Source organism: Streptomyces sp. NBC_00536, assembly GCF_036346295.1.
GTDB lineage: Bacteria > Actinomycetota > Actinomycetes > Streptomycetales > Streptomycetaceae > Streptomyces.
Genome location: NZ_CP107819.1, coordinates 8,298,955 through 8,317,657, shown reverse-complemented (window position 1 = coordinate 8,317,657; position 18,703 = coordinate 8,298,955). Strand labels below are relative to the sequence as shown.

The following is an 18,703-nucleotide window of genomic DNA, read 5'->3' as shown; positions in this document are numbered from 1 at the left end:
CCGCATCAAGTTGGGGCTGTTCCGCGCGCGGAAGCCCTAATACCCGTCTGATTTCCAGCCGTTGCACGGGCGACAGAGCAACTGACCGTTGTCGGGGCTCCCGGCCCCGCCCTGGGCCTTCGGAATCTTGTGGTCGACATTCCACTCGTCGGGAGAGGGAGTCACACCGCGCTGTGACTGCGCCGGTTTGGTGACCTCCCTGCCGCACCATTCGCAGAGGTGGTATCCGTTGTACTTGTCGGCGTTGGCGTCGGCGACGTCCCTCTTACCGGCCTGCGTGAAGTTCTTGAATGATCTGTCGCACGCAGCAGCGTTGTGCACCAGGATCTGCTTCGGCCCGGCCGCGACGTAGTAGGTGTGGATGCGGCTGACACTCAGGTTGAAGACGGTTTGATCAGCCACCTCGCCGCGGTCGTGGACGGAGCCGACCCGCACGGCTGCAGAGCCGGGCCCACCGCGGACCAGGTCACCGGTCCTGATGTCCCCGGCGTCGACCCAGCCCTGGCCCTGGGTCCAGAGGGGATGGTTGGCGGTGGCGGTGATGGTCACCGGCTGGGCCCCCTCGACGCCGATGTCGATCAGGTGCTTGGTGCCGTGGCCGGTGATGACGTCCGCGACGGGTTCATCCACGGTGTGACCGGTGGCGGGGTCCGTGGCTTGGACCAGGTCACCTTCTTGGACGTCACTGATCGGTTTGGTGGTGCCGTCTGCCATCACCACCGGGGTGTCGGGGGCGAAGGAATTGCACCCGTTCTCCAAGGCCTCGGCGGCCTTCCCCAGTGTCGAGGCCTCCTTGCCGGCGGTCTTGGCCATGGTGCCGACGAGCTTGCCGCCGGGAATCATGCCCAGCGCGTCCATCGCCGCGGCCTGCTTGTTGCCCTGCGCGAGCTGGCCGGCCACGGCCACCCCGGAGGCGACCGTACCGATCGGCCCCGGCACGAAGGCCACCACCTCCGCCGCCTTGGTGGCGGTGGAGACCACCGATTTCCAGCCGAAGGTGCCCGCGAGGTCCAGGCCGTTGATCGGGTCCGCATTGACGTAGTCGTAATCGTTGGCCGATCCGCCCTGCACCGGGTCGACCTGCAGGAAACGGCCGAGCACCGGCAGGTAGACACGGGCGCCCATCTCGATGGCCTGCTGGCCCGCCAGGTGTTCCACCGGCCGCTCGTACTGGCCCAGCCACCCGAAGTCCATCCCACCGGCCGCGGTGGCCGGGACGGGGATGTCGGCCAGCGCACCGGTAGCGGGGTCGATGTTCTGACCGTACGGGTCATAAAGCCGGATGTCGCCGGTGCGAGTGGCGGACCCGTCCGCGGTGAACAGCACGTCACCGTGGATGTTGGGGTAGGCCCAGTTGGTGGTGGCGGACCGGTCGTAGTTCTTGGTCAGCAGCACTCCGCCGGGCAGCGCCACGATGCGCTGCAGCAGGCTGCCGTCCTTGCCCAGGATGAGATCCGCGTTGTCGTGCTTGGAGCTGTAGGAGTAGCGGGTGGTCCCGTTCTTCGACAGGTCGGCGGCACCGACGGCCGTGCGGGCGATCAGCCTGTCGGCCGAGTCCCTGGTGTAGGAGATCGAGGTACCGGACGCGGTCGTGGTCTGGACGTGGCGCTTGGCGGAGTCGTAGCCGAGGGTGTCGCCGCCCAGCTGGACCGTGTCTCCGTGCGTGTCGTAGGCAACTGCGAGTGCGAGGCCGCCGCTGGTGGAGGTCAGCCGGTCGGCGCCGTCGTAGCAGTAGTTGGTGGTGACCGCCGGACCGCCGTCGAGGCTGTCGGTGGACGAGGTCCGGTTGGTGTTCAGCCCTGCCGTCTTGGCCGTACCACAGCCGTCCGCCGGGTCGAACCGGTAGCCGAGCTGGTGGTGCGGGACGGTCGCCGCGGTCAACCGGCCGATGACGTCGTAGGTGTAGGAGTAGTTCGCGACGGGTTTGCCGTCCGCGGTCACCGTGTCGTCGGTGACGCGGTTGTCGCGGGAACGGGCGACGGTGTCGACCACCGTGGATGCGGAGGTCTTCCACGCCAACGCGGTCGGCTTGCCGGCGTCGTTACGCGTCAGCGAGGCGAGACGGGATCCGTTGCCGTAGGCGACACCGGTCAGTTCGGCGGAGGCGTCGTAGGCGGGGGTGGCGACGGTGGTGCCGTCCAGCTTGACGTTGGTCAACTGGTTGCCGTCGTTCCAGGTGTACGTCACCGTGCTGGACACTCCCTTGACCGTGGTGGTGTCCGTCGTCAGCCGTCCGACCTGGTCATAGGTGGACCTGGAGGTGACGCCGTTGGCGTCGGTGTAGCCGACCTCCTGGCTCAGCAGGTCGATCACGGTGGTGATCGATCCGTTCTCGTCGGTCACCTTCGACGTAAGCGGGTCACCGCCGACGGCATAGTCGATGACGACGGTGTGGGCCGCCTTGCCGCCGTACGCGGGCGTGCTCTTCTTCACCACCCGGCCGCGTACGTCGTAGCTGTTGCAGGACCACGCCTCGTCGTTGATGCGCTGCGCCACCACACGGCCGGTTTCGTCGTACACCGTCTCGCCCGTGAGGGCTGGTCCGGTGCCCGGTCTCGCCGCCGTGGCGGTCTTCGCCAGGCCGCCCTGGTTGGCGGCGGGAGCGTTCGGGTCACAGGGGTTGGCGCGCGTCTCGCTGTCGCCGTAGTACACGGTCGTGCTGCGCTTGTCGGGGTTGGTGATGTCGCCGGCGGACATGGCCGTGGCGAGTTTGCGCAGGTAGTTCTCACCCGGTCGCTCATAGGTGGTCCGGGAGGTCAGGCCCAGCCCGTCGGGATCGAGCGTGCTGGACACCTGGAGCCCGTACACCGGATCGATGCCCGCCGCCGGGTCGGAGTAACTGCTGGTGCTGCGCTTGGACGGGGCCCGTTCCTTGTCGCCGCCGGAGGTGTCGTCGGTGGTGGAGCTGGTCGCCCAGCCGTAGCGGGGTGCGAGGTTCGCCCCTGGCACGGGAACCGGTCCGCCGACGCCGGGCTGGGTCCAGGTGAAGGCCAGGGCACCCGTCTTGCCCGTGCGGTTGTAGTAGTCGACGCGGACGCGGTGGCGGCTGCCGGCCGCGGTGTTGGTGTACTTGCCAGTGACCGCGGTGGAGGGTTTGTCGCTCCAGCTGTCGACGGTCAGTACGTCGTCCACCCACAGGCGCACGCCGTCGACCGCGGTGAATCCGAGACCGTATTCGCCGGTGGTGGGGAACTGCACCTCGCCGGTGAACCGGCCCGACCAGCCACCGGTGTTCGCCACCGGCGGGCTCGCCCCCCACGAGCGGGACAACGCCCCGTCGCTGGCACCCACGCCAGTGGCGAAGGAGGTGGGTACGCCTGACAGTTCCGGGTTGTCGTAGAAGGCAGCCGAGAGTCCCGCGAGCCCCTCGTCGTAACTGGTATGGCTGTGCGGCATCTTCGCCGCGCACGAGGGTGTCGGGGTCTGGCCGGTGAAGCACGTCGCCGGTGCCGGGCCGTACTTGTCGACCGGGCGGTCGGCGTGGTCGTAGACCGTGGTGGAGCGCCGGCCGGCGCTGTCGACCGCGGCGGTGGCCTGGTCCTTCGCGTTCCACTCGGCGGAAATGGTCGCGCCGGTGAAGTCGGTGGTGACCAGGGTGCGGCCCGCGTCGTCGTACGTCGCGGTGCGCGAGCGGGTGGAGTCGTACACCCCCGCCAGGGCCACGGTGGCCTGCTTGCGTTCGAGGTAGTACTGGTAGAAGTGCTCGGCCCGCAGCCCGCTCGAGCGGCCGTCCGGGGCCGGGGCCAGCACCTGGACCGCGCGCAGGGCCGGCGGTTCCTGAGGCTGTTCGATCACGGAGGCGTAGCCGATCACCGTACAAGCGGCCGCCGTGTCACTGGTGTTGGTGCACCCGTTCTCCTCGGACGGGGCCTGGCGGGCCACCCAGTCGTAGGCCAGGCCGCCGCGGAGGGTGGCCAGCGGCCCGATGCTGTCGAGGGCCTTCTGCTTCTCCTCCTCGTTGTCGCCGGCCTCGTCGTAGAGCTGTTTGGCCGAGGCCCGGCCGACGTAATCGAAGTCCTGCATGGACGCGCCGGGGTTCTCGATCCGGGCCAGGGTGCCCATCTGGTACCACAGGCGGGTCTCGCTGCCGTCCCAGTAGCGGATCCGGCACAGCATCTGTAGTGGTGCCTGGTCCGCGCCCGGCGGGCGGGACGTCCCGCCGTAACAGCTGTCGCTGCCGTCGGTGTTGTAGAACAGCTGGTGGGAGCGGCCGGAGACCGGGTCCTTGATCCGGGTCAGGCGCGGTGGTGTCCCGCTGTAGACGTACTGCAGGGCGGCGGGCTTCTTCCCGTCCAGTACCGACTCCACCGCGGCCAGCGCGCCATCGGGGCTGAACAGTGACACCGTTTCGCCCTCGGTGACCGTGATCTGGCCCTTGCTGTCGAAGGCGAGCACGCCGTCCTCGCCCACCGGCGGCGTGTAGCCGCCCGTGGACGCCTTGGCCCAGGTGTGCTTGCCGCCGGCGGAGTCGGTGAGCACCACCGATCCGTCCAGCATCTCGGCGTGGCTGTAGCCGCTGGACTGCGCCGACAGAGTCCAGCCCGCGGGCAGCGACTGTGAGTCCGAGGAGAGGAGCCACTCCGTCGGCACGATCCGCGGTTGCAGGTTGTGGGTGCGCTGGTCATCGGGGCCGGTGCTGCTCTTGGCCCACAGCACCATGCGGGGGCGCTGGTCGGAGCGGTGGTACAGCTCGACGCGCAGCGGCACCAACTGACCGGCCTTGAGGGCGACTTCCTGGGCCTGGTGCGCGCCGGGCAGCAGGAAGTCGTCGCCGGGATCGGCGGGGCTGGGGTTGTCGTAGACGAGCTTGTCGCCCACCCAGACCCGCGCGCCGTCGGTGTGCGCGCCCGCAAACTGGAAGTCCCCGGTGACCGCGGCCTTGAACTGGCCCTCCCAGCGCACGACGAACCAGTTCTTGTCCAGTGCCGGCGGCATGGGATTGTCCCGCCACGGCTGGTTGTCCGGGTTGCCGGTCCACGGGACGCCCCAGTCCAGGTTGACCTGCGACTCGCCGCGCACCATCACAGGGGTCGCGTCCGGGGTGCCGGTGTGCCGCGAGTCGTTGAAGTAGGAGGCGCGCACTCCGTGCGGCGCGCCCTGCCGCGAGTTGTAGGCGAGGCTCACCCCGGCCGACCCGCCAACGGTCTGGAACGCCGGGCCGGCGGCCTCGACGTGCGCGTTGCCGTTGAACAGGTTCACCGTCACCGGCCCCAGGTGGTCGGTCGGCGCCGGTCCCGGATCGCCCACCCGCTGGTTGACCGTGAAGTGCCCGACCCACAGCGGCGACGTCGCCGTCGTCGCGCCGGCCACGGCGGTGGCCACCGTCCAGGTGTAGCGGCCCCCGTCGTGCAGCACGTGCTTGGGGACCGTCCACTGCGGCTGGTCGAGGCACCCGGAATCCACCACGCTGCCCGAGCGGCCGTCGAACCCGGTGGAGATCTTGAAGCAGTACAGGAAACCGTCACCGACCGAGTCCACCTGCAACAGCGGGGTCTCGGTGCCCACCACCGCGCCATCGACCGGGGCGACCGGACGGGTCTGCGGTGCGGAGTCGGCGTCGGCGCCGTGCACCGCCCTTCGCGCGTCGAACCGGGCGTGCTCGCCGGTCGCCAAAGGCGCGAAGTCGGCCTTCGGCTGCTTCGGCTCGGCCCCCGGCCCCTGCGGTTTCTGCTCGCCGGGTGACGAGACCGAAAGGAGCGGCAGGTTCCGCGGCACCTTCCCGGACCCCGCCGATGCCGCCGACGCGGGGGGCGTGCTCCCCGCCTGCGCCAGTGACACCACCAAAGCCATCGCCAGCGCGAAGACGATCATCCGTAGCCACGACCGCGCGGATAATCGCGCTCTGCCACTACCCCCAGGCACCAAGACCCCTCCAACCCCGTGGACGTCCGCCGGAACGCGATCATGCATCCCTCCACAGCCGTGGGGGCTCGTTCCGGGCCGGGGTGGGAACCTACCGGCCCACTGGCGGGCTTGGATTGGAAAAATCTGACCTGGCCTGGGGTAGGGCGGCCAGCCACTGGTGGACGGTGTGGGCGGTGGAGCGCGCGTGGCTCTCCAGGAGCGTGAAGTGGTCGCCCGGAACGGTGACTTCGCTGTGGGGCAGCGGCCATGCGGGGGCCGGTGCCGTGCCGGGGAGGGGTTCCCCGGCACGGACGAAGAGGGTCGGGGCCGCCGGCCGCGCGGGGCGCCAGTCGGAGAACAGGGCGAAGTACGCGGCCATGGCCGTGAGGCGGTCGGGGTCGGCGGAGGCGAACCGGGCGGCCCGGCCGAGCATGTCGGACGTCATCTGGGAGAGGGCTTCGTCGGCGTCGGCGCGGGCGGCGGGATAGGTGTCCAGCACGATGACGGCGGCCGGGGCCGCGCCCTCCGTCGCCAAGCGTTCCGCCACGGCCTGGGCCGCCCAGCCACCCGCGGAACGCCCGAGGAGGGCGAACGGCTCGCCGTCCGCGGCGGCCCGGACGGCGGCGGCCTGGGCGGTGACGAAGGCGTCCAGTGTGGCCGGCAGCCGCTCCGGCCGCTGGAAACCGGGATGCGGCAGGGCCGTGACCGGTTGCAGTCCGTGCAGCCCCCGGGCCAGCCGGGCGTACTCCTGCGGTCCGGAGAGCGCGCTCAGCGCCGGGAAGCAGAGCAACTGCGGTCCCGTTCCGCCGAAGGCGAGCGGAACGGCCGGCGGCGCGGCCGTCAGCGCCTCGGCGCGGTCGAAGGCCGGGCGGAGGCGCGCGGTGATCGTCAGCAACCCCATCGCGTCCATGGTCCGTCCCCGTGCGCAGGCGGCGCGGAAGAGGCCGCTCAGGGAATCCGGGAGCTGCTCCTCGGGCGCCGGACCGCCCGCCGCGGTAGCAGTGGCGGCGTGCGGATCCGTGGTCCGGGTCTGCTCGGGGGGCGGTGGGGCGTACCGCTGCGCCAGGTGGGTGGCGACCGCGCGGGGGCTCGGGAAGTCGAACAGCAGCGTGGCCGGGAGCGCGGTGCCGGTCGCGGTCGCGAGGCGATTGCGCAGCTCGACCGCGGCCAGGGAATCGAGCCCCCAGTCCGCCAACAGGTCGTCCGGGTCGATCGCCCCGTCGTCCTCCGTGTGGCCGAGCACCTCGGCCGCCAGGGCCTGGACCTCGCCGAGCAGCAGGTCGGCGCGCTGCGGGGGCGGCGCGTCGGCGAGGCGTCGGATCAGTGCGGGGAGCGGTGTGGGGCGCGGTGCGGCGGGCCGGACGGCCTGGCCGTTCTCGACGGCCGTACCGGTGGGTGGGGTGGGCGGGGTGCGCGGGGCATCGGGCGTGCCCGGGCGGGCGGCGGCCACCCGGGCCGGATCGAGGCGGGCCGCCACCGGGGCCGGGTCGGCGCCGCGAACGGCCTGGTCGAAAAGGGCGAGGCCCTCCTGCGGTGCGAGCGGGGCGAAGCCGGCGCGGGCCATCCGCGACAGGTCCCGCTCCGTCAGGTGCGCCATCATGCCGCCGCTCTGCCGCCAGGGGCCCCAGGCGATCGAGGTCCCCGACAGGGCGAGCCCGCGCCGATGGCGGGCCAGGGCGTCCAGGACGCAGTTCGCCGCGGCGTAGCCGGCCTGCCCGGCGGAACCGAACGCGCCGGCCACCGAGGAAAAGAGGACGAACAGCGCGAGGTCGCGGTCCGCGGTCAACTCGTGCAGCGCGAGGGCGGCGTCCACTTTGGGCCGCAGCACCCGGTCGAGCCGTTCACCGTCGTACGCCACGACGATGCCGTCGTCCAGGACGCCCGCGGTGTGCACCACCCCGGTCAGCGGGTGCGCCGCCGGTACGTCGTCGAGCAGGGCGGCGAGTGCCCGCCGGTCGGCGACATCGCACGCCCGCACCGTCACCCGAGCACCCCGTGCGGACAGTTCGGCGCACAGCTCGGCCATCCCCGGTGCCGCGGAGCCGCGCCGGGCGGCGAGCAGCAGATGGCGGACGCCGTGCGCGGCGACCAGGTGACGCACCGTCATCATCCCCAGCGAGCCGCTCGCGCCGGTGACCAGGACGGTGCCCCGCGGGTCGAGGCGCCGTCCGGGTTCCGCCTCGGCCGCCGTCCCGGGCAGGCGGACGAGTTGCGGGAGGTGGGGCACCCCCTGACGCACGACGGTCTCGGGCTGCGCCCCCGACAGCAGTGCGGGCAGCGCGGCCGCGGAGCGGGGGTCGTCGTCCAGGTCGATCAGGGTGAAACGGCCCGGGTTCTCGCGCTGCGCCGAGCGGATCAGTCCCCACACCGCGGCCTGGGCGAGTCCTGGGTCGCCCGTGGCGGAGCCCCTAACGGCACGGGTGCCGGTACCGGTCTCGGCGCCGGTGTCCGGCTCGGCGGTGCCCGTGTCGACGGCGCCGGTGGTGACGAGGACCAGGCGGGAGTCGGCCAGGCGGGGCTCCACCAGCCAGGCCCGCGCCAGCGCCAGGGCCCATCGGGCCGTTCGGTGCACCTGCCCGGCCGGGCTGTGGTCACCGTCGCCGTCACCGTCACCGTCGGTGGCGACGCCGGGTGCGGGGCACGGGGCGACGACGATCGCCGGTGCGTCGCCGACCGCCGCCGCGAGGTCGGGGTACACCGGGACGCCGGAGCCCGCGAGCGCCAGGGCGTGCCGCGGCCCGGCGCCGGTCAGCAGGCCCCACTTGGGCACCGGAGCGTCCGCGCTCGCCGGTGGCCCGGGTGCCCAGCTCGTGCGGAAGAGCGACGCGGCGGGCGGTTCGCCCACGGCGGGATCGGTGGGCGACGGGGCCGAGGGCCGCAGGTCGAGCCGGTGGATCGTCGCGACGGGCGCGCCCGTCTCGTCGGTCAGCTCCAGCCCGATCCGGCCGTCTGCCCCGGGGACCACGTGGCCGGGCGGCGCGTCCGCCGCCCCTCCGGGCCGGGCGGGGCCTGGTGCCGTGGGCGACATCAGGCGCACCCGCAGCCGCCGGGCACCAGCGGCGTGCAGGCGCACCCCGGTGAAGGAGAACGGCAAGGCGACCGATTCCGCGCGCGCTTCGTGCCGGGGAGGCGTCTCGTCCTCCCCCGGTGCCCGGTCCGTCGCCGGGAGGAGAGCGGCGAGCGCCACCGTGTGCAGCGCGGCGTCGAGCAGTGCGGGATGCAGGGCGAATTCCGTCGCGGCCGCGGCCGCGCCCGACGCGGTGACGTCGGCGGTCTCGGGCAGGGTCACCTCGGCGTACACCTCCGCACCGAGCCTCCAGGCGGCGCGCAGCCCCTGGAAAGCGGGCCCGTAGCGGAGTCCGGAGCGGGACAGACGCGCGTACGCTCCTGCGGCCGGCGGCGTCCCCGGGGGGCCGTCGAGGTCGATCGGGACCGCGCCCGACGGGGGCCAGGGACGGTCCCCCGCCGGTGTGGCGAGCCGTCCCCGGTCCGGTTCCCCTTGTGGTACGAGCGTCCCCGTGGCGTGTCGGCGCCAGGGGCCCGTGCCCGCCGTGCCCGCCGTGGGGCCGCGGTGGCGGGCGTGGACGGTGACGGCCCGCCCGCCCGTACCGTCCGCGCCCGCCACCTTCACCTGGAGCTCCAGGCTCCCGGCCGCGGGCAGCGGCAGGGGCGCGGTCAGGGTGAGTTCCTCGACGACGGGCGTGCCGGCCTGCGCGCCCGCGTACAGGGCCATCTCCACGAAGGCGGCCCCGGGCACCAGTACGGTGCCGGCCACGACGTGGTCGGCCAGCCAGGGGTGCTCGCGGAGGGAGAGGAGCCCCTCCAGCAGCAGGCCGTCGTCGTCCGCCGTGGCTGTCAGGGAGCGGAGGAACGACCTGTCCGGGACGCCCTGTTCGGGGGCCGGCCGGTGCGGCGGATCAGCGTCCAGCCAGAAGCGGCGGCGCTGGAACGCGTACGTGGGCAGCGCGGTGCGTCGTGCGTCGCGCCCGGTGAAGACGGCTCGCCAGTCGACCGGAACGCCGTCCGCGTGGAGCGCGGCCACGGTGTCGAGCAGTGCGCCCGCTTCCGGTCGGTTGCCGCGCAGTGTCGGGAGGACCAGCGGGGCCGGGGTTCGGGGCGTTTGCGGGGTCGGCTGCGGATCGGGTTGTGGATCGGGCTGCGGTGCGGTGAGGCAGGTGCGTGCCAGGGCGGTGAGGACGCCGTCCGGACCGATCTCCACGAACCGGGACGCCCCGCGCTCGCGGAGGTGTGCCAGGGAGTCGGCGAACCGGACCGGTCGGCGCACGTGGTTCACCCAGAACTCCGGTGTGCGCAGGTCCTCGTCGGTGGCCGCGTGACCCGATACCGCGCTGACCATGGGGAGTTCGGGGGCTTCGAAGGACAGTCGGCCCACTACCTCGGCGAACTCGGCCAGCATGGGCGCCATGTGGGCCGAGTGGAAGGCGTGGCTCACGCGCAGCGGCGTCGTGGACCGGCCGAGGGCACGGAAACGGGCGACGGTCTCGCCCACCGCGCCCTCGTCCCCGGAAACGACCACCGAGGCGGGCCCGTTCACGGCGGCGATCTCCACTACCCCCGCCACCTGGGCCAGATGGGCGGCGACCTCGTCCTCACCGGCTGCCACGGCGGCCATCGCGCCGCCCGGCAGCGCGTCCATCAGCCGGCCCCGGGCCGCCACCAGGGTGCAGGCGTCCGCGAGGGACAGCACGCCGGCGGCGTGTGCCGCGGCCACCTCTCCGATCGAGTGCCCGGCCACCAGGTCGGGGCGCACGCCCCAGGATTCCAGCAGCCGGAACAAGGCCGTCTCCAGGGCGAAGAGCGCCGGTTGCGCGAACCGGGTCGTCCGCAGGAGGGCGTCGCCACCCCTGCGGGACGTGGTGCCGTCGGCGGCGAACACCACATCGCGCAGGGGTGTCGGCAACAGCGGGTCGAACAGCGCACAGCACTCGTCGAAGGACCGCGCGAAGGCGGGATGCAGCGACCGTCGTCCGTACAGCTCCCTACCCATCCCGAGGCGCTGGCTTCCCTGCCCGGTGAAGAGGAAGGCCAGGGAGCCTTGCGTGCGGGTGGCGCCGGTGTGTACGCCCGGCCGGTTCTTTCCCTCGGCCAGCGCGCGTAGCGAGGTGAGCAGTTCCGCCCGGTCCCGGGCCACCACCACGGCCCGGTGCTCGAAGCTCGAACGGGTGGTGACGAGGGAGTACGCGACGTCGGCCGGCGCGGCGTCCGGGGAGGCTTCCAGGTGGTCGAGCAGACGCCCGGCCTGGTCGCGCAGCCCCGGCACGTTCCGGGCCGACAGTACGAACGGCAGCGGCGCTCGCGACGGTCCGGGCGGGGCGGCGGGTGCGGGCGGGGCGGCGGGTGCGGGGGGCTCGTTCCGCGGACGGTCCTCCGGCGGAGCCTCTTCGAGGACGACGTGCGCGTTGGTCCCGCTGATGCCGAAGGAGGAGACGCCCGCCCGGCGCGGGCGGTCCGCCGCGGGCCACGGCACGGCCGTGGTCAGCAGGGCCACCCGCCCCGACGGCCAGTCCACGGCGGGGTTCGGCTCCTCGGCGTGCAGGGTCCGCGGCAGTACGCCGTGCGCCATCGCCTGCACGGTCTTGATCACGCCGGCCACCCCGGCGGCGGCCTGGGTGTGGCCGATGTTCGACTTCACCGATCCCAGCCAGAGCGGGCGTTGCCGCGGCTCCCGTCCATAGACGGCCAGGAACGCCTCCGCCTCGATGACGTCTCCCAGCCGGGTGCCGGTGCCGTGCGCCTCGACCGCGTCGACGTCCGCGGGTGTCAGCCCGGCGTCGGCGAGGGCCTGGCGGATCACGCGTTGCTGGGCCGGGCCGTGCGGAGCGGTCAGCCCGTTGCTCGCACCGTCCTGGTTCACCGCCGAACCGCGCACCACGGCCAGGGCGCTGAGGCCCCTACCGCGTGCCTCAGACAGGCGGCTCAGCAGCAGCATCCCGACGCCCTCGCCCCAGCCCGTACCGTCGGCGGCCGCCCCGAAGGCCTTGCAGCGGCCGTCCGGGGACAGCGCCCGCTGTCGGCTGAACTCCACGAACGACGCGGGTGTGGACATGACCGTCACCCCGCCGACCAGAGCGAGGTCGCATTCGCCACGGCCCAGTGCCCGGGCCGCCAGGTGCAGGGCGACCAAGGACGAGGAGCAGGCGGTGTCCACGGTGATGGCCGGCCCTTCCAGGCCGAGGGTGTACGCGATGCGGCCGGAGGCGACGCTGCCGGCGTTGCCGATGCCCAGGTAGCCCTCCACCTGCGCGGGCGTCACCGCGAAACGGCCCGCGTAGTCGCTGTACATCAGCCCGGCGTACACCCCGGTCGCCGATCCGCGCAGGGTCTTGGGGTCCATCCCGGCACGTTCGACGGCCTCCCAGGCCACTTCCAGCAGGAGCCGGTGCTGCGGGTCCATCGCCAGCGCCTCGCGGGGCGAGATGCCGAAGAATCCGGGGTCGAAGTGGCCGGCGCCCGCGAGGAAACCGCCCTCGCGCACGTACGTGTGCCCGGGGCGGCCGGGATCGGGATCGTAGAGCCCGTCGGTGTCCCAGCCGCGGTCGGCGGGGAACGGGCCGATGGCGTCCGTACCGTCGGCCACCAACCGCCACAGCTCCTCGGGGGTGCTCACCCCACCGGGGTAGCGGCAGGCCATGCCCACGATGACCACCGGATCGTCGCCCTCGTCGGCGCCGGCGTCACCGGGGCGTCCCGGGCCCGGGCCCGGACGCGGGCGCGGCGCCGGTGCGGTGGCGGCCCGCTCGGCGGCGTCGAGCGCTCCGAGGTGGGCGGCCAGTGCGGCGGCCGTCGGGAAGTCGAAGGCGACGGCCTCGGAGAGCCGGAGCCCGGTGGCCGCGGACAGTCGCTCCCTCAGCACCGTCGCCGTCAACGAGTCCATGCCCAGGTCCCGCAGCGCCGTCGCCGGCTCCACCGCCTCGGGCGCACAGCCCAGGACGTCGGCCGCCGCGCGCACCACCAGGGCCAGTACGTCCGTCGCGTCCGTCACGTCGGGCAGATCCGTCGCGTCCGTCGCCGAGCCCCGGATCGGAGTCGTCGGACGCTCCGCGGCCGCAGCCGCAGGCGGTCGTTCGGCCGGTGCCCCTTCCAGTAGCCGCGCGGGCACGTCGGCGAGCGCGTTCCTGCGTACCTTCCCGGAAGCGGTACGGGGGACCTCCTCCACCTCGTACAGCTCGGCGGGGACCTTGAAGGCGGACAGCTCACGGCGGCACGCGGCCAGGATGGCGGCGCGATCGAACCGGTCGCCGGGCCGCCGGCCCCGCTCGCGGACCAGGTAGCCGACCGGCACTTCGCCGAAGACGGGGTGCGCGCGACCGGCCACGGCGGCATCCGCGATCCCGGGCAGCCGCCGCAGGACCGCCTCCACCTCCGAGGGGTGGACGTTCGCCCCGCCCCGGATGATCAGGTCACCGGCCCGGCCGGTGATCACGAGTTCCCCGTCGGCATCGACCCGGGCGAGGTCTCCGGTCCGGAACCAGCCGTCGCGCAGCACCTCGGCGGTGGCGTCCGGCCGGCCGTGGTAGCCGGCCATCACCCCGGGCCCGCACACCCACAACTCGCCCTCGCCGACGCGCTGTCCGTCCGCCTCGCCACCGACCCGGACCCGGGTTCCGGGCAGGATCCGGCCGCACGACTCGGCCGACACCGGGTCGCCCGGCGCCGCCATGGTGACCGGGCCCGCCTCCGTACTGCCGTAGTGCTCCAGGTAAGGGACGCCGCAGATCTCCTCGAACGAGCGGCGGAACGCGGGCCCCGCCGAGGCACCGCCGCTGACGCACCCGCGCAGGGCACGCGTGCCCAGGGCGCGCGTGCCCAGGGCGCGCGTGCCCGGGACGGCGCTGCCCCGCACCTCGTCGAGCAGGGCGGAGTACGTGGTCGGCACCCCGCCGAGGAGGGTGTACGGGGCGTCCGTACGGCGCAGTTCGGCGAGTACCGGCGCGACTGCGAACCGGGGCTGGATCATGGCGCTCGCGCCGGTCGCGGTCACTCCCACCACGCAGACCACGTGGCTCATGGCGTGGTGCAGCGGCAGTGGCCACAGCAGCCGGTCCCGCGGGGACATGTCCAGGACGCCGACGAGTCCGGCGGCCACCGGGGCGAGCCGGTTGCGCTGGGTCAGCAGGACGCCCTTGGGGGCCCCGGAGGAGCCGGAGGTGTAGAGCAGCCAGGCCACCTCGTCCAGCCCGAGGTCGTCCGGCGCCGGGGTCGCCGGATCGGTGCCCAACAGGTCTTCGTACCGCAGCTCGACGCGATCCGTGGCTCCCGCTCGCAGGGGGACCTGGAAGGGCGAGCGGCCCGCTCGCGGGCGGGCCCGGCCGGGCGACTGCGCGGTCGTGCTCGGGTGGCCGTGCTCCGGGGCGACGGCCTCGTCGTCCATGGGATCGGCGACCAGCACGGTCAGACCGGGGCGCGCCGTCAGCAGCGGAAGCAGCCGGGGAAGCCGGGCGCGATCGGTGATGATCACGCGGGCTCCGCTGTCGTCCAGCAGGTGGGCCAGCTCCGGCGCGGGGCTGGCGGGGTCCAGCGGCACGGCGACCGCGCTCGCCCGGGTGATGGCCAGCAGGCTCTCGACCGCCTCGACCCGGTTGCCGAGCAGGATCGCCGCCCGCTCTCCGCGCGCCAGGCCGAGACCGACCAGATGACCCGCCAGGCGCCCGGTCCTCCGCTCCAGATCACGGTAGGTCAGCCGGGTACGGCGGTCCTCGAAGGCGACCTTCTCCCCCATGCTCCGGGCGTGCTCGCGCAGCAGCACCGGGAGCGGCCTGACGATGTCCGCGTCCGTGCCCACCGCACCCACCGTACCCACGTGATCCTTCACCTGTTCGAAACCCCTGACTCGAAACCCCCTGGACGGACTCGTGGTTGAGGATGCGGGCACGGACCGAGGGGTTGCCTGCCGCTCCGGCCGAATGTTCGCCGCCGGAGCAGCCGCGTCAGCGCCCGGCGGCGCCGGGGCCGGTCGTCGGCAGGTAGCGCGGCGCCCGCCAGGCCTGGAGCCGGCGCTCGACCGCCGCCCCCAAGGAGAGGAGCGCCGCGTCCTGGTGGGCGCCGGCCATCAGGAGGACGCCGACGGGGAGTTCGCCCACGGATCCGGCGGGGACGCTGAGCGAGGGGTAGCCCGCGACGGCCGCCGGTGTGGACGAGGGGATCACGTCGTTGTCACCGCGAGCGCAATCGGTCGTCCAGGCGGGCGGGTTGGCCGGTGCGGCGATCGCGTCCAGGTGGTGCGCGGCCATCGTCTCGTCGATCGAACGCCGCGACAGGTCACGCAGCTCCGCCCGCCCGGCGAGGTATCCGGCGTCGGTGGTCGGCGGGGCGGAGAGGGCCTGCTCGAAGAGTTCCTGGCCAGGGAAACAGCTCTGTTCCGCCGGGTTGCCGCGGTTGAACGCGATGAGCTGGGCGAGGTCGTGCGGCCCGTTGCGAGTGGCGAGGTAGGCGTCGATGTCGCGGTGGAACTCGCTGAGCAGCGCCGGGAACTCCAGGGCCGCGAGCCGTTCCTGGTAGGGCGGGGTCACCTCGACGACCTGGGCGCCCGCGTCCCGCAGTCGCCGGGCCGTGCGGGTCATGAGCGCGTCCACCGCCTCGCCCAGCACGGGCAGCCGCCACAGGCCGATCCGCTTGCCCCGCAGATCGCCACCGCTCACCAGCCCGCTCAGCCGCCCGGCCTCCTGGTCTGCGGGGCCACCTGCCAGGACTGCGGCGCTGCCGTCCTCGCGCGGCGCGGGTCCGGACATCGCCGCCAGGGTGAGGGCGACGTCGACGACGTTGCGCGCCATGGGACCGGCCGTGTCCTGTTCGGCCGAAATGGGCACCACCCCCTGGGCGCTGACCAGGCCGAGGGTCGGTTTGAGTCCGACCACGCCGTTCATGCCCGCCGGGCAGACGATCGAGCCGTCGGTCTCCGTACCGATCGCCACCTGCGCCAGTGACGCGGCGAGCGCGGCCGCCGACCCCGCGGACGAGCCGCAGGGGTTGCGGTCGAGCACGTAGGGGTTGCGGGTCTGCCCGCCGACCGCCGACCATCCCGAGGTGGGTTTCTGCGCACGGAAGTTGGCCCATTCGGACAGGTTGGTCTTGCCCAGGATCACGGCGCCCGCCCGCAGCAGGCGGGTCACGAGAGCGGCGTCCGAGGCCGGAGGACTCCCCGCGAGGGCGAGTGAGCCCGCCGTCGACGACTGTCCCTTGGTCTCGACGTTGTCCTTGATCAGTACGGGAATGCCGTCGAGCGGACCGAGGGACGTGCCGTCGCGGTGCCGTACGTCGCTGGCGGCGGCCCGGGAGAGGGCGGTCGGATCGGTACGGAGCACGGCGTGGATCGTGGGATCCACCCTCTTGATCCGCTCCAGGTAGGCACGGGTCAGCTCCGACGATGTCAGCGACCCGGCCGCCATCCGGGCCTGGAGCTGCACGATGGTGACGGTGTCGAGGTCGAGGGCGAGTCGGGCGGGGTCCCGTTGTGGCGCCGTGCCCGTGGTACTGGTGGTACTCGTGGTACCGGCGCCTTCGGCGGTGGCCGCACGCGCGGGCTGGGTGGGGGCTCCGGCCCAGAGGGAACCGGCGAGCGCGGCGGCCACCAGCACGGCTGCGCCGCCGCGGCCGTCGGCCCTCCGGCGGCGCGGCGGGGTGGTGCGCGAGGTCCGTAAGGAAGTCGGTGTCTGCGGGGGGTTCATCCGCACAGCCGACTACAGACCGACCTGCCGCACAAGAGCGCCCTGCCGCAGACGAGTGCGCTCCGCAAGGCGTCGTCGGGCCGCGTCCGCGGGGCCCGGGGCCGGGCGGCAGAAGGAGCAGGGGCAGGGGTAGGGGCAGGGGTAGGGGCAGGAGCAGTGACCACGGTGCAGCGCAGCGTCCCCTGCCGGCCGCGGCGGAGAAGCGGGCCCGGTGAGACGCGGCTTCCTCGGTCACCGGGCGCGGGTCCCGCGCCGGCCGGACAGACGCCGGTACCGGTCGTCTGCCGACAGGTCTGCACCCCGGCCAGGCCCTTCCAGGGCCTCATTCAGACTCGGCCCGGCGGAAGCCCCGGCCCGGGTCGGGCCAGGCGGCCGCGAGGTCGCGGTAGTTCGCGAAACGGGGGCCGGGGACCGTCTCGTCGATCGCCTGGCCGTTCAACCAGCACACGTGGAAGGTGTCACCCTCGGTATCGAGCAGGCAGCACACTCCGCCGCTGGCGGCGGTGAGGCCGGTGAACGCCGCTCTGATGCTCGCGGAGCGCTCGAACATCCGACTCATCCCCGATGTGGCCGCAGTGAACTGAAGCGAGGCGTGACGGGGGTGCTGCACGGGTGCCAACCGGGCGGTGAGGTAGACGTACCCGATCTCTGCCCTTCCGAGTTCGTCGAGTTCGAGGACGCGGCCCTCGACGTACTCGCGCACCGCGTCATCGACGCCGACCATGAGGGACGTGTCGAGTTCGAGCACGCTGTCCGTCGAGCAATCGACGGGATCGCTCTTGAAGTTTGACGTGAACGGGACGACGAGCTGGTCACCGCCCGGCAGGGTGAGCGTGAGCGGCGGTTCCCGACGGGTGCGCGGAGCCAGCTCGACGAGCTCGGCCAGCGCCCGGGTCACGTTCTGGGCAGGCGTGATGATCTCGTAGCTGTAATCGAGTCCCATGCAGTCCGCTCCTCTCCACTCCCCCGGGGCCGAATCGCATCCTCCCATGACGCGTTGAGGGGGCGCCCGCTCTCCTACTTGGATGCGACCCGTCCGACTGGGTCGGAGCCGGCGGCCAGTGCGTCCTGCGCGGCCTGCCAGGCGCGATCCCCGGGGTAGAGCGTGCTGCGCAGGTAGGCCCAGGTGAGCCGCGCGAGTGCGGCGACCCGTTCGGGGTTCTCGTCCGTGGTCTCGGCGACGTCGTATCCGGAGATCCCGCCGAGCCCGTGCTCCGCGCCGAACAGGGTGAGCAGCGAGGCGGGGCCCGGGGAGAGCACGTACGGATCGGTGTGCCAGGCGGGGCCGGCGACCGTGAGGAAGGTGGATTCGTCCCGGTCACCGGCGACCACGAGCGCGGGCGTCGTCATCGTGGAGAAGTCCGTGGTGAGGAAGAACGGGTAGTTCTCGACGGTGAACTCGGTGAGGGCGTCCCCGCCTCGCCCGGGTGCGGCGAGCAGCACGCCCGCCTTGATCCGCGGATCGGCCAGGTCCACCTCGGTTCCGTCGTGCGGGTCGGTGAGCCGGGCGCCCAGCAGCAGGCTCGCGGTGTGCCCGCCCATCGAGTGCCCGGCCACGGCGATCCGGCTCCGGTCGAGACGCCCGGGCAGCTGCGGGACGGCGGCCTCGATCGCGTCGAGCTGGTCCAGGATGCGCTTCATGTCCTCGGCCCGGGTGCGCCAGTGCGCTACGGGCCCGGGCGCGCCGGGACCAGGGGTCAGCGTCCTGGAGTCGAGGTGCGTCGGCTGGATCACGACGAAGCCGTGCGCCGCCCAGAAGTTCGCGAGCGGAGCGTAGCCGTTCAGGGAGGAGAGGTTGTTCGAGGGGCCGAGCCCGTGCGAGAGGAGGACGACCGGCAGTTCGCCCCCGGTCATCGGGGCGGAGACGCGGACCTGCAGGTCGACGGCGCGGCCGGGAGCCGGCAGCACCACCGGGCTGACCGAGAGTACGGGCGCGGGCGAGAGCACGGGCGCGGGCGAGAGCACGGGCGCGGGCGAGCCGAGGACGTCGGTCGTGCGTGTGGGACTGCTCATGACGAGCGTGCCTTTCGATGGACCCCTGCCGCCAGCCGTCGCACCTGGCCGGACATGGGTAGGGCGGAGCGCCCACCTTCAGCTAGGCTGAAAGCGGATCGTTGTTCCACTTACGATACGGATCGCTGTTCCGTTTCGTCAATGACCACCGGACGGAGTGC

Annotated in this window: 5 protein-coding genes; all 5 read right to left on the bottom strand. The window is 73.2% G+C overall.

Features of this window, described 5'->3' with window-relative positions; genetic code table 11:
- Positions 1-36: 36 nt before the first annotated feature.
- The 5 genes from OHS33_RS35765 to OHS33_RS35745 all read right to left on the bottom strand — a co-directional run bounded on the left by OHS33_RS35765 (position 37) and on the right by OHS33_RS35745 (position 18,542).
- Complete coding sequence (locus OHS33_RS35765; RefSeq protein WP_330334593.1) at positions 37-5,715, bottom strand: PA14 domain-containing protein; 5,679 nt, start codon at positions 5,713-5,715, stop codon at positions 37-39.
- A 238-nt stretch (positions 5,716-5,953) separates the two neighbouring features.
- Positions 5,954-14,647 (bottom strand): type I polyketide synthase, encoded by an 8,694-nt coding sequence (locus OHS33_RS35760; protein ID WP_330334592.1) that lies wholly within the window; start codon positions 14,645-14,647, stop codon positions 5,954-5,956.
- A gap of 145 nt (positions 14,648-14,792) precedes the next feature.
- Positions 14,793-16,250: an amidase family protein gene (locus OHS33_RS35755; protein ID WP_443065492.1), complete on the bottom strand. Its 1,458-nt coding sequence runs from the start codon at positions 16,248-16,250 to the stop codon at positions 14,793-14,795.
- 601 nt (positions 16,251-16,851) lie between these two features.
- Positions 16,852-17,472 carry a hypothetical protein gene (locus OHS33_RS35750; RefSeq protein WP_330334590.1) on the bottom strand — a complete coding sequence of 207 codons (621 nt, stop codon included), beginning with the start codon at positions 17,470-17,472 and terminating at the stop codon, positions 16,852-16,854.
- A 74-nt stretch (positions 17,473-17,546) separates the two neighbouring features.
- A complete protein-coding gene (locus OHS33_RS35745; protein ID WP_330334589.1) occupies positions 17,547-18,542 on the bottom strand; it encodes an alpha/beta hydrolase family protein in 996 nt (331 codons plus the stop codon).
- Between the last annotated feature and the right edge of the window lie 161 nt (positions 18,543-18,703).

Coding starts and splice junctions, on each gene's coding strand:
- OHS33_RS35755 (WP_443065492.1), bottom strand. CDS start 16,250: ATGGCGGCCGGGTCGCTGACATCGTCGGAGCTGACCCGTGCCTACCTG.
- OHS33_RS35750 (WP_330334590.1), bottom strand. CDS start 17,472: ATGGGACTCGATTACAGCTACGAGATCATCACGCCTGCCCAGAACGTG.
- OHS33_RS35745 (WP_330334589.1), bottom strand. CDS start 18,542: ATGAGCAGTCCCACACGCACGACCGACGTCCTCGGCTCGCCCGCGCCC.